The following is a 12,823-nucleotide window of genomic DNA, read 5'->3' on the forward strand; positions in this document are numbered from 1 at the left end:
GAATGACCTTCTACAGGTAAATCTCATGTCATTTTTAACAAGATCTTAATGAAAAATAGATTAGTTATATTTTTTCTACATTTTTGCACCATGATCGGCCAAAAAAAAAGCTTGCAATTGCAAGCTTCCTATTGAAGATCAATGCGATAATTTTAGCGCATCCAATCCCATTTACCTTGATTGAGTAGGCGACTAAATGAGCGATCAACACCCATCGATACCGCTTTACCTAATTTTTCACTCAATGTTTTTTTGCTCTGATAATGAACATTAACCACTTGCATGTGTTGATAATGTTTCATCAAATAATCATCACTAGTCGTCATAGCGTCAATCAGTCCTTTTTCAAGGGCTTGTTGGCCAAACCAATGTTCACCAGTGGCAACCTTGTCAACATCTAATTCAGGGCGATATTGATGAACAAATCCCTTGAAAAGCTGATGCGTTTCTTCTAATTCTTGGCGAAATTTTTCACGAGCCTCTTCAGTGTTTTCACCAAAAACTGTCAATGTCCGTTTATATTTACCAGCCGTGATCTGCTCATAATCAATATCATTTTTTTTCAAAAGTTTATTAAAATTAGGTAGCTGCGCAACAACGCCGATGGAACCAACGATCGCAAATGGTGCTGCTAAAATCTTGTTGGCAATACACGCCATCATATAACCACCGCTTGCGGCAACTTTATCAACAGCGACGGTCAGTGGAATGTTCGCTTCGCGGATCCTCGCCAACTGCGAGGCTGCAAGTCCATATCCATGGACCATACCACCACCACTTTCAAGACGAATTAATACTTCATCAGTCAATTTGGCGACAGATAAAATTGCAGTAACCTCTTCACGTAATGATCGCACTTCTTTGGCATCAATACTGCCTTTAAAATCGATGACAAAAAGCTTGTTTTCATCTGATTTAGACTGCTTTTTCTCCTGTTTGAGCTTGGCCTTCACCGCTTTTTGATGAGCTTTTCGTTCTTCTTTAGCCATCAACTCTTCAGTGATTTGATCACTCATCCGTCGATATTGGCTAGAGAGATCCGTGATCTGTAATCCACCTGCTTTTTGGCGACTTTTCATGCCTGCTGCAACAACGATTACAGCGATTGCTGCCACTGCCGCTACAATAATCACCGCTTCAAGCAGAAATATCCCCACATGGTATAAAAAATCCACAATCATTCTCCAATATAATTTGCTCTATTCTAGGATCGGTTGATAGGGAGTGTCTACGGTTAACTCTTGAAGAGTTTGACTCGTCAAGGCTGTTAATTTGCGGTATAAGGAAAGGCTATGATAATTTACAGTCGCGAGGGAATGTGATGGCTACCAGCCAAGAGCTTGATTACTTGCACTTTCAACCTCAACCTCAAGCGTTTAAAGATAAGGTCATTCTCATCAGTGGTGCTAGTGATGGTTTGGGTCGCTGCGCTGCGCTGCATTATGCACAATATGGAGCAGATTTAGTCTTATTAGGCCGAGACCGGCGTAAGTTAGAGCAAACACTGTCACTGATAAAACCGTTTAATACCCAAACCTTAGCGATCGATTTTGACCTCGCCCATGCTGATCAAACAGCGTATCAATCGTTAATCGCCCACATTGAGACGCTGTGGCATCGCCTTGACGGAGCCCTTTTCAGTGCTGGTATTCTCGGGGAACTTGTATCAGTAATCGACATTAATATTCATAACTTTGATCAAGTCATGAATATTAATGTCCGCTCGCAATTATTGCTTAGCCAATCCTTACTGCCACTACTTTTAAAAGCATCCTTGAGTTCACTGATTTTTACCAGTTCCAGCGTTGGTCATATCGGCCGAGCTGGTTGGGGCAGCTATGCTATCTCAAAATTTGCCGTTGAAGGTTTAACTCAAACCTTGGCGGATGAGTATCATGCTAGTTCGCTGCGCGTTAATTGTATCAATCCCGGCGCCACCCGCACGGCTATGCGTGCTCAAGCAAACCCGCAAGAAAATCCTTTGATCCTCAAAACACCCGAAGATATTATGCCGACTTATCTTTATTTGATGGATGATAGCAGTCAATCAGTCAATGGCCTTTGTTTGGATGCGCAACCTAAATGAGTCTTTACCGTGCTCGCACCACCATTGAGCAGTGGCGTATTTTTCAAGCCGTTGTGCACTGTAACGGCTATGCGCAGGCAGCCAAAGAGCTGAACAAAAGTCAATCGTCACTGAATCATGCTGTAGCCAAGTTGCAAGCTCAACTTGGCGTACAACTGTTGGAAGTAAAAGGTCGTAAAGCCCAACTAACCGCTGCAGGCGAAGTCATGTTACGTCGCAGCCAATTCTTAACACAGCAGATAGAAGATCTAGAACAACTAGCACATTCGCTTGAACGTGGTTGGGAGCCAACACTGACGATTGCCGTTGAACATTTTCATCCGAAAGATAAAATATATCAGGCGCTGAAGTTATTTCACCCACAAAGTCGCGGCACTCGAGTGACGATTATAGATACCGTTATCTCAGCAACTGCAGAGGCGATTACTGATGCGAGTGCAGATCTAGTTATTACCCCGGAGCTACCGCTTGGCGTTCTGGGGACCTGCTTGTGCCATACCAGACTTGTTTTAGTTGCCCATCGCCAACACCCCCTCGCTCGGCAATCGAACATTAGTTACGACGATCTAACGCAGCATTTGCAATTGGTTGTTCGGGATAATGGTAAACACCCCGATAATCGTCACGGTTGGCTCAAAGCGGAACAACGCTGGACACTATCAAACTTTAATGAAGCAATCGAGTTACTCTTACAAGGAATGGGATTTGCTTGGCTACCGGAACATCAGGTTAAAGAGCATCTGAGTTCAGGGATTCTCATTAATTTAAAGGTACAACGCGGCGCAACGCGCCAATTTACTAGCTATCTGGTGGCACCAAAGCCCCAACATCAAGGCCCAGCCGGCGCATTACTTGAGCAGCTTATTGTCGACCAATATACGTCATCAGCGAGCTGATTCAATTATATATTGCAGCCAGTATAGCGAGAATTTTGGATAACGTGTTGGGGGGAGCGGGTCGGGAAATGGCTGAAAAAAATAGTTAGCTGCGACCATATCGGCATCGACACAGTGAACCCTCAACGCTAGTAAACTCCGCCAGGGAGGTCTCATAAGCTCTTATGCACTTAAGCGTAACTAGCTCATTAAAAGGGCCTTTGTAATTCCAACAAGTTAGATGCCGCTATGTTAGCAACCTACGCAACTGGCCCCATTTCACCAACCATTATCTGTCCAAAGCAGACAATAACCTATAGTTTTTTAGGGTTATTGGCAGTTGCCCATTTACATCAAACACGATTTGGATCAAAATCATCAAGATAAAAGCGAATTATTATCATTTGCAATATGTTTTATAAGCGATACTATTAATCATAATCGCTATCGACAATAACTATACTGTACGCCATTTGATGCGATACTCAGCAACTATTAGCAGTGGAACATAATGAATCAATTAAATAACTTGCCACTCTCTGTGAGGGTCAGTCAACTTCAACTCGGCCACCAAGCAACAATTATCCAAATTCATGGCTCTTCTCGTGACATTCAACGAATGAACATGCTAGGTCTTCGTAAGGGAATTTCTTTAACGGTTGTTCATGGGCCCGGTCGACGCGGCGCAGTTGTAAAAGTCGGCGGCGCTCGCATTGCGCTCAGCCAAGAAATTATCGACCAAATTGAAGTATCGACCACTGCTGACAAGGAGACTTCATCATTATGAGTTCATGCTGTGGATCGCCTCAGGATCATGTATCTAAAAGTAATACACCTATCATCGCCTTAGCGGGTAACCCTAACTGCGGAAAAACGACATTATTTAATTTGTTGACTGGCGCTCATCAGCATATTGGCAATTGGCCTGGGGTTACCGTTGAAAAACGCTCGGGCATGATGAACTTAGCTAACCAACGGGCGAGTTTAGTCGACCTGCCTGGCGTTTATAGCTTGCTCGGCGGTGGCAGTGATGACCAAGCCGTTGCGCGCGATTTTTTACTGGATCAGAACATCGATTTAATTGTTAATATTGTTGATGCTTCAAATCTTGAACGACATTTAAGCATGACCTCAGAGTTATTGACCATTGGCAAGCCGATGATCATGGTGTTGAATATGATTGATGAAGCGCAATCATTGGGCTTAAAACCAGAGGTTGAGCAGTTATCAAAAAAACTCGGTATTCGCGTGATTCCGATGGTCGCACGCAAAGGACAAGGCCGCGAAGAGCTGCTAGATTGCATTGAACACAGTTTAACTAAGCCACAGCTTGGCATTCCCGTTGCGTACGATAACCAAACGCAATCGGCCATTGAAGGATTAACCAACGCAATAGCGCATGATAATCCAGCGCGAAGTCGTTTTTCAGCATTTCGTTTACTTGAAGGGTTATCATCCACTTCAGACAGCCAACTACAAAGCTTATTGGATACCTATCGCCAGCAGGTTTATGACAGCCAAGGTGAAGATCTTGCGGACATGATTGCCGCGGCTCGTTTTGACTGGACATTAAGTTGTGCGACACTTGCGTTTAGTCCAATCAAAGCCAACCCCATGCGCCAGAAAATTACCACTTGGCTTGATAATATCGTGCTCAGCGACTGGCTGGGTGTTCCGATTTTTCTAGCTGTTTTATATGTTGTTTTTGTCGTCAGTTATAGTGGCGGTAACATTTTACTCGACTTTTTTGACCAAGCATCATCTGCATTATTAATTAGTGGGGTTGGCCATGTACTCTACCTCATTGGTTTACCTGATTGGCTCGTCTCTGTGGTTGCTGGCGGAATCGGTGGTGGTTTAAACCTTGTGATCGCATTCATTCCGCCAATCGGGCTCACATTTCTATTCTTAGCACTACTAGATGACTCAGGCTATATGGCCCGAGCTGCTTATGCGATGGACCGGCTGATGCGCCGTATAGGATTGCCCGGTAACACACTAGTACCTATGGTGATAGGCTTTGGCTGTAACGTCCCTGCCATTATGGGCTCGCGTATTATTGAAGACCCGCGCGGACGAATTCTAACCGTACTCATGCAACCATTTATGTCATGCTCGGCACGTTTAACCATTTATATGGCTTTCGCCGTCGTTTTCTTCCGCGATAATGGTGGCCAAGTGGTCTTTTTATTATATGTCATCGGTATCGTTGTCGCGTTTTTAACTGCCTGGTTACTTGGGAAAACAGCGTTAACTGGCAAACCACAACCTTTTGCCATGGAATTACCGCCTTATCGCTTACCCAGCTTGCGTAGTGTGACCTTGCAAAGTTGGCATCGTTTAAAAATATTTATGTTCCGCGTTGGCCGCGTAATTGCCGTCATTGGTGTTGTGCTATTCGTTCTACCCGGTATCGGTTGGCATAATGGCAAGCTCACATCAACCGATATTGATCACTCATTACTTGCTCAAGGCAGCCGAGCTATTGCACCTATCTTTGCTCCGATGGGGATTAAAGCCGATAACTGGCCAGCTGTGTCAGGTTTGATTGCCGGCGCTGCTGCCAAAGAGATCGTTATCGGAACCATGAATGGTATCTATCAGCGACAAAATGCAGAAGACAATATGGCGAACTATCGTCATCCTGATATTTTAAAGCAATTAAAAGATGCGCTAGCCACTATTCCTGCGAACGCGATGACCTTTATCTCAACATTAGGTGATCCATTGGGAATTGCTAATCTCAATAACAACGATGACGCGCGCCAGACATCAGGGGCAAGTAGTGCGACCTTACAAGCGCTTGCCGTTGGTTTTACACCGTTGTCAGCCTTCGCTTATATGGTCTTTATTCTACTATATATGCCGTGCGCCAGTACCATGGGCGCCCTGCGACGTGAAGTAGGTTGGGGATGGATGGTCTTCTCTTCCGCTTATGGCGTTGCCTTAGGCTGGGCTGGTGGTACCCTAATATTCCAACTGGGGACCTTTATCGAACACCCTGATAGCTCACTCGCTTGGAGTGCCGGCATTGTAGCTGCTTTTATTATTGTTCTGTTTGGATTACGTTTGTTTGGTAAACATCAAATCCAACAAACAGCTATTACGATGGAGAGTACTCTGTGAACCCACTTTTTGCGGTAAGAGACTTATTGCGTGAACATCATGTGGCAACCCTCAGCCAAATAGCTGTAACCTTGCAACTCTCTCAGCCGATAGTCGAACAAGCTTTAGCGCATTGGCAGCGTCGCGGTATGGTATCGTTGCGCGTTGACAATGGCTGCCAAAGTGGTGGCTGTAGTAATTGTGAATCAGGTGGCTGCAGTTCAAAAGCGTTTTATCAATGGCAACCAGAGCAAAGGTTGAGCCCTTTACACGTTAACGCTAAAATAATTAGCTAAAATCAGCCCAGATAGGCTCCAATAGCCTATCTGCTTTTATATTGAGAGTTATTCATGGCAAGTTTACACGACCAACTCAGCCAATTAGTCTATAGCACCGATCGAGGTCGAATTGAGCCAGAAGCTGAGTCCGAAGTGATCCCCGAAGGGAATGGTGTGATTCGCATTCAGCGAGAAACAAAAGGTCGCAAAGGTAAGGGCGTGACTGTATTGAGTGGTTTTGGCATCAGCCAAGATGCGTTAAAACAGCAGGCTAAAATCCTTAAGAAATATTGCGGTGTGGGGGGGAGTGTCAAAGATTACACCATCGAGATCCAAGGCGATCAACGTGCTTTGATTGAAAAGTGGCTTACCGATCATCAGTATCGATTCAAACGAGTCGGGGGATAATTCCCCCAATTTGCTTTGACAAGCTAAATTCGCTAGAATAGCCGCCGCTTTTGGGGAGTAGTCGTCGCACTAAATATGATGCGAGTGATTGTCAACATTCTTGCCACTCATTTGGCATGGTAATCACAGCCAATATTGGCCTGACAAGACCAAGTCGCTTATCCAACACCAATAATAATGAGGTGGGTCATGGATATGCTACTGTGTTTTTGTCTGACCCACCTCTTGGTAATAAACTTCATGGACGCATTGTTCACTTCGGCTGTATCAGTTAGTATCGCTGAATTAGGTGACAAAACACAGTTATTGGCACTTATTCTGACCTGTCGGTTTCGCAAACCTCTCGCAATTATTGCTGGAATGGTCCTAGCCACTCTTTTAAATCATCTTATTGCAGGGTATTTAGGAATTGTTATCGGACAATGGTTGCAACCTAATATCACTCGTTGGATTATCGCTGCTTCATTTTTTATGGTCGCTATTTGGGCATTATTTCCTGATAAGATGAATGATGAATCACACAGTGCCATGCGCTATGGCCCATTTTTAGCCACTTTGATCACGTTTTTTATTGCTGAAATTGGGGATAAAACGCAAATTGCGACACTGCTGTTAGCAGCCAAATTCCACAACATTGAATACGTTGTGATAGGCAGTACGTTGGGAGTTTGTGTTGCCAATATTCCTGTGATGTTACTCGGTTACTACCATGTAGATAAATTACCTTTGCAATGGATCCGCCGAGGTGCATGTTTATTATTTACTGGTTTAGGAATTTACACGCTATGTTCATAGCGTGCGGATAACCTCTCCTAACCAGAGGGAGTTGACACAAATGAGCCGCAATCTGAATCTAGTGCGGCTCTCTTTCTCTTAAAACAGGTCTCTTAGAATAATTTCTTTAAAACAATGCACTATTTAACCAAAGGTGCATTAAAATGCCCCCTACATACCCTAGTGCAATAACCGGTGACCAACGAAGGTGACCAAAGAAAGTATAAAAGCCTCTGGCCTGCCCCATCAGCGCAACCCCAGCTGCAGAACCAATTGAGAGTAAACTCCCACCAATCCCAGCCGTCATCGTCACCAACAACCATTGACCAACACTCATGGCTGGGTGCATAGAAAGGACAGCAAACATGACCGGAATATTATCAACAACGGAGCTGAGCACCCCGACCGCAATATTGGCATAAGTAGGATTCCAATTGGAATACATCGCCGTTGAAGCTAACTCCAAATAGCCAACAAAGCCTAATCCACCGACACACATGACCACGCCGTAGAAAAATAGTAATGTATCCCATTCAGCTTGAGCAATGCGATTAAACACATCAAACGGAACAACACTTCCCAGATAACTCATTGCTTGCTTGTCACCACTTTGCTCAGCTTTTGCTTTGTGCATAGCAAGTTTACGAGGGAAACTACGGCGCAAGTAATAGCCCATACATTGCAGGTAACCTAACCCCATCATCATGCCCATCACGGGTGGCAAATCAAATGAATTATGCGCAATCACCGCGGTTACAATCGTAAGCACGAACAAGCCAATGATACGTCGTGCACCGCGTTGCATTGAAATATCTTCGCTACTGGATTTAACCGGACCTCGGGCAATGAAAAAAGTCATAATGACAGCGGGAATGACAAAACTCACTAAAGCAGGGAAAAACAGATCAAAGAATTGATTAAATCCAATCACCCCTTTTTGCCAAACCATCAATGTTGTAATATCACCAAATGGGCTAAAAGCACCGCCAGCATTAGCAGCAACGACAATATTGATACAGGCCATATTAATGAAGCGTCGTTCACCTTTAGCCACTTTAACGACAACGGCACACATCAACAGAGCTGTCGTCATATTATCGGCAACTGGTGAAATAACAAAGGCCAATAATCCAGTCAACCAAAACAGTGTTCGATACGATAGCTGTTTACTCACCAACCAACACCGCAATTTATCGAAGACGCGGCGCTCTTCCATAGCACTGATATAGGTCATTGCAACCAACAAGAACAACAATAGCTCACCATACTCTTCTAAATTTGAGCTAAAAGCTTCTCCAACCCACGCCGCATGTGGCGATCCCCGTTCAGCAATGCCGATCGCAAACCAGATAACTCCAGCCGCGATCAATACGGGTTTTGATTTATGTAACTGGGTCCATTCTTCACTGGCAACCAGTAAATAAGCGACAACAAAAACAATAAGGCATAGCCATGCTGTCGGTGTGCCAACTAAATGAAGATGAGGGACGGGTTGTTCTGCTAGAGCCGGAAAACTCAAACTCAATAATAGCCAAACTCCCCATCGGAGATATTTAGACATAATAATTCCTGTTCGTTAATGCGTTCGCAGGCAACTGGACGGACCTTCTAAGCAGACCAATTTGCCAGTTGCCAGAATTAATTATCGATGACAATGCCCCATGTCTGTGGATATCATCGGTTAGTGTTCTACCCAAAAGTGCACTATACAGAGACTAAGGTGATAAGATAACCGCTTTATATTAAGGCACTTTCTTACCTAAGATTGTGATACGAATAGCTAGCAATGAACTTGACAAAGATCAGCGTTCACACTAATACGAAATATAATTTCATTTCTAGTTATAAAATCACGCACCTTGATAGAATCTTACAAACTCCTTCACAAAATGATGCTATCCAACTCATTGCTCATTCACTTGAGACACTTTGCTCTGAGACTTAAAGCCAACTAAAAATCAGGTTACAATAGCTCCCTATTTTCAATGAGTGTTAGCCATGCCATTATTCGACCCTACTGCGTTTCGCCGTGAGTTCAGCTGTTTTTCTAGCTCAGATATGTTGGGGATCTATCTAGATAACGCGGCAACGACACAGCTCCCTGATGAAGTTGTACAAACATTAGTCAGCTACTATCAGCAAGGGCGAAGTAACGTGCATCGCTCTTCATCATTACTTGCCAATCAAGTCACCATCGCTTTTGAACAAGCCAGAACCACTGTGGCCGCATGGCTCGGAGCAGACACTGAACAACTCATCTGGACCAGCGGCAGCACCGATGGACTGAATCGTATTGCCTCTGGTTTAACCGGCCAGTTTCAAGAAAATCAGGCGATTATCGTTTCAGCTTTAGAACACCATGCTAACTTAATCCCGTGGCAACAGGTATGTCAACAGAACAACCTGCAGTTGCTGATTATTCCAACAACAGAAGCTGGGGATCTAGATTTAACGCAATTCGAATATTTATTAAACACTCATTCTGTTGCACTCGTTGCCTGCTGCCATGTGGCCAATAGTTTAGGCACACACAATAATGTGGCATTGATTAGCAAATTATCCCATCAATATGGCGCCTTATGCGTGATTGATGGTGCCCAAGCAGTTGCTCATCTAGATGTCGATATCAAGCAGCTTGATTGTGATGCTTATGTATTTTCTGGCCATAAAATGTATGCGCCAACAGGGATTGGCGCACTCATCGGGCGAATTGATTTTTTAGAGCGGCTAACCCCTACGCGATTTGGAGGAGAAATGGTCCGAGAGGTCGGATATTACAATGCAAGTTATCGTGAACTCCCCTATCGGCTGGAACCGGGCACCCCCAATATCGATGGTGCTTTGGCACTGGCTCAAGCGGTTACATTTATTCGTCGCTGGCATGCGGGTCGTCATGATTACGAGCAAAACCTCCTAAATTATACAATCGCGCAACTTGCAGCTATTGATGGCGTAAAACTAGTCGCGACACCATTACAGCAGTGTGCGGTGATCGCTTTTGAGGTCATTGACGTTCATCCATTTGACATTACCAGTTGGCTTAACGAGCAACAAATAGCGATCCGTTGTGGCTATCATTGCGCGATGCCTATCACCAAGGCTCTCACGCGTTATGGGAGTATTCGTGTGTCGCTGGCCAGTTATAATACTCAATCAGACATTGACTTATTCATTCAAACTTTACAACAAGCTATCGATATTAATCGCTTATGAACTATCCTCAATCAGAAAACATCCCCTCTTGGTCGGATCTTTGTGAATTATTCCAACAGGCTAAAAGCTGGGAAGAGCGTTATCGACAACTGTTATTGCTCGCAAAAAAATTGCCACCACTTTCAGAATCACAACATCGGGCCGAATACGAAGTCCAAGGTTGTGAAAGTCGTAGTTGGGTGTATCTGCACGATGAGGCTATATGGCTAGATAGTGAAGCACGGATTATTCGCGGGTTAATGGTGGTTCTTTTAGTTGTTATTCATCACCACTGTATACAAGATATTTCGACCATTAATATTATTGAAAGATTAGAAACACTAGGACTACGTCATTATATTAGTGATTCGCGAATAAATGGCATTCAAGCTATTTGGCAAAATATCAATTATTTACATACATATGAGCGTGATATAGATCCCAAAGTTATTTAATTTTTTATGACAGTAATAAAAATGTAATTTATTTTTCTTATAACTGGCTGGAAACAGCTTGCAGCTATAAAGGCTCTGTGTATACTAAATTACGTTTAAATTAATAGTGTCATGCCATTGACTAGATTATGAGTTTCATACTCGTATGCTTGGTAAGCACTTCTATTTAAGCGAACTATGAAGATATTTTTTATTGCAGGATCGTGATATGTCCAATAGATTGACTGGTACCGTAAAATTCTTTAATGAAACTAAAGGTTTTGGTTTTATTTCTCAACAAAATGGACCTGATGTGTTTGTTCACTTCAGTGCTATCCAATCTGATGGTTTTAAAACCCTTAAAGACGGTCAACAGGTCGAGTTTACTCTGGGCCAGAGCCAAAAAGGCCCTCAAGCAGAGAATGTTATTCCTCTGTAATACGCCACAGATGATATTAATTAGCCGCAATAGCGGCTATTTTTTGATCAACAGCGTACCGTCTAGGTGCTCGTTCTGCCCTGAACACGCCCTGTTAAACGTTAGGTAACTGGCATTTTATTCAATTCAGCAACTACCATATCACCAAATTCATCTGTCTTAATCAGTTTTACATTCTTACCTTTAGCAAGATCTGGTGTGCAATAACCCGCGGCAAAAACTGCTCGCATTGCTTGCCATAAATTATGTGCTTCTTTTTTCATTCCAAAGCTCATATCTAACATCATGGCAACTGAACCTATCATCGAATATGGATTAGCAATATTTTGCCCAGCAATATCTGGCGCACTCCCATGCGATGGTTCATAGTATGATTTTTCTGGTCCCACACAGGCCGACGGCATTAAACCTAATGAACCCAAAATCCCACCGCCTTCGTCACTTAATATATCACCGAACATATTCTCCATGACCATCACGTCAAATTGTCCGGGGTTAAGACATAAATATGTAGCGGCTGCATCAACTAATATATGTTTAACTTCAACATCTGGATAATCAACTGCGACTTCAGAGACGACCTCATTCCATAAGACGCTAGATTTTAGAACATTACTTTTATGAATATTATGGAGGACCTTTTTCCTTGATTGAGCCGTTTCAAAGGCGACCGTTACAATGGCTTTAATTTGGTCTTCGTTATATTCAAGCGTTTCTTTAACATAACGCTTACCCTGCTCATTGATACCGGTAACTTTTTCACCAAAATAAAGCCCACCGACCAATTCACGAATAATCATAAAATCAATGCCATCACCGATAATATCTTCTTTTAGTGGCGAGAAAAATGCCAGTTCTTTTGGTAGATACACAGGACGGAAATTAGCAAAGGTATTATAGCGGCGACGCATTGGCAATAAGGCACCCCGTTCTGGTTGTTCATCAACAGGTATTTTTTGTGACTCTTCGTGGCTTAAACCAATTGTCCCTTTTAAGATAGCATCAGCTGCATCACAAATTTGCATGGTTTCTTGCGGAAAGGCCTTCCCTGTTTCAAAATAAGCAGCGGCACCAAATAAAGCGGGTTGCAACTCAAATTGCACATCGCGATGACGAGCTTCGATTGCTTTCAATACCTTAACCGCTTCACGCATAATCTCTGGACCAATCCCGTCCCCAGCTAACAATGCAATTTTATACTGATTCATTCTCAACTCCTGAAATCTAAGCCC

At 43.5% G+C, this 12,823-nt stretch carries 13 protein-coding genes and 1 riboswitch; of the genes, 10 read left to right on the plus strand and 3 right to left on the minus strand.

The genetic code is table 11. The annotated features are described in order from the left end of the window. Nucleotides 1–152 precede the first annotated feature (152 nt). A complete protein-coding gene (sohB, locus tag ABUE30_RS03885; RefSeq protein ID WP_408622349.1) occupies nt 153–1,175 on the minus strand; it encodes a protease SohB in 1,023 nt (340 codons plus the stop codon). Nucleotides 1,176–1,348: 173 nt separating this feature from the next. On the opposite strand from sohB, the gene ABUE30_RS03890 reads away from it, so the two are divergent. From ABUE30_RS03890 to ABUE30_RS03920, 7 genes are all read left to right on the plus strand, one after another. Beyond that, the gene (locus ABUE30_RS03890) at nt 1,349–2,086 is read left to right on the plus strand and encodes a YciK family oxidoreductase (protein WP_408622536.1); all 738 of its coding nucleotides are present in this window, start codon (nt 1,349–1,351) and stop codon (nt 2,084–2,086) included. Beyond that, nucleotides 2,083–2,982: a LysR family transcriptional regulator gene (locus ABUE30_RS03895; RefSeq protein ID WP_408622350.1), complete on the plus strand. Its 900-nt coding sequence runs from the start codon at nt 2,083–2,085 to the stop codon at nt 2,980–2,982. The genes ABUE30_RS03890 and ABUE30_RS03895 overlap by 4 nt, the downstream gene beginning before the upstream one ends. 490 nt (nt 2,983–3,472) lie before the next feature. Continuing rightward, nucleotides 3,473–3,748: a FeoA family protein gene (locus ABUE30_RS03900; RefSeq protein ID WP_408622351.1), complete on the plus strand. Its 276-nt coding sequence runs from the start codon at nt 3,473–3,475 to the stop codon at nt 3,746–3,748. Then, nucleotides 3,745–6,087: a Fe(2+) transporter permease subunit FeoB gene (feoB, locus tag ABUE30_RS03905; protein ID WP_408622352.1), complete on the plus strand. Its 2,343-nt coding sequence runs from the start codon at nt 3,745–3,747 to the stop codon at nt 6,085–6,087. Before ABUE30_RS03900 ends, feoB begins: the two co-directional genes overlap by 4 nt. After that, nucleotides 6,084–6,362, plus strand: a complete 279-nt coding sequence (locus tag ABUE30_RS03910) for a FeoC-like transcriptional regulator (protein ID WP_408622353.1) — start codon at nt 6,084–6,086, stop codon at nt 6,360–6,362. The genes feoB and ABUE30_RS03910 overlap by 4 nt, the downstream gene beginning before the upstream one ends. Before the next feature lie 54 nt (nt 6,363–6,416). Beyond that, nucleotides 6,417–6,752 carry an SUI1 family translation initiation factor gene (locus tag ABUE30_RS03915; protein ID WP_408622354.1) on the plus strand — a complete coding sequence of 112 codons (336 nt, stop codon included), beginning with the start codon at nt 6,417–6,419 and terminating at the stop codon, nt 6,750–6,752. A gap of 44 nt (nt 6,753–6,796) precedes the next feature. Further along, nucleotides 6,797–6,894, plus strand: a riboswitch (yybP-ykoY riboswitch). A 98-nt stretch (nt 6,895–6,992) separates the two neighbouring features. Then, complete coding sequence (locus ABUE30_RS03920; protein WP_408622355.1) at nt 6,993–7,547, plus strand: TMEM165/GDT1 family protein; 555 nt, start codon at nt 6,993–6,995, stop codon at nt 7,545–7,547. Nucleotides 7,548–7,653: 106 nt separating this feature from the next. On the opposite strand, the gene nhaD is transcribed toward ABUE30_RS03920, so the two are convergent. Continuing rightward, nucleotides 7,654–9,087 (minus strand): sodium:proton antiporter NhaD, encoded by a 1,434-nt coding sequence (gene nhaD, locus ABUE30_RS03925; RefSeq protein WP_408622356.1) that lies wholly within the window; start codon nt 9,085–9,087, stop codon nt 7,654–7,656. A 437-nt stretch (nt 9,088–9,524) separates the two neighbouring features. Between nhaD and ABUE30_RS03930 the strand changes: the two genes are divergently transcribed. The 3 genes from ABUE30_RS03930 to ABUE30_RS03940 all read left to right on the plus strand — a co-directional run bounded on the left by ABUE30_RS03930 (nt 9,525) and on the right by ABUE30_RS03940 (nt 11,591). Continuing rightward, the gene (locus ABUE30_RS03930; protein ID WP_408622357.1) at nt 9,525–10,739 is read left to right on the plus strand and encodes an aminotransferase class V-fold PLP-dependent enzyme; all 1,215 of its coding nucleotides are present in this window, start codon (nt 9,525–9,527) and stop codon (nt 10,737–10,739) included. Beyond that, entirely contained in the window at nt 10,736–11,173 is a 438-nt protein-coding gene (locus ABUE30_RS03935) for a SufE family protein (protein WP_408622358.1), read from the plus strand. Before ABUE30_RS03930 ends, ABUE30_RS03935 begins: the two co-directional genes overlap by 4 nt. A 208-nt stretch (nt 11,174–11,381) precedes the next feature. Next, the gene (locus ABUE30_RS03940; protein ID WP_408622359.1) at nt 11,382–11,591 is read left to right on the plus strand and encodes a cold-shock protein; all 210 of its coding nucleotides are present in this window, start codon (nt 11,382–11,384) and stop codon (nt 11,589–11,591) included. Between the two features lie 101 nt (nt 11,592–11,692). Here the strand turns inward: ABUE30_RS03940 and leuB are convergent, their stop codons facing one another. Next, nucleotides 11,693–12,799, minus strand: coding sequence for a 3-isopropylmalate dehydrogenase (leuB, locus tag ABUE30_RS03945; RefSeq protein WP_408622360.1), 1,107 nt, complete (start codon nt 12,797–12,799; stop codon nt 11,693–11,695). Between the last annotated feature and the right edge of the window lie 24 nt (nt 12,800–12,823).

It is taken from the genome of Celerinatantimonas yamalensis (genome assembly GCF_046054155.1).
Taxonomy (GTDB): Bacteria; Pseudomonadota; Gammaproteobacteria; order Enterobacterales; family Celerinatantimonadaceae; genus Celerinatantimonas; species Celerinatantimonas yamalensis.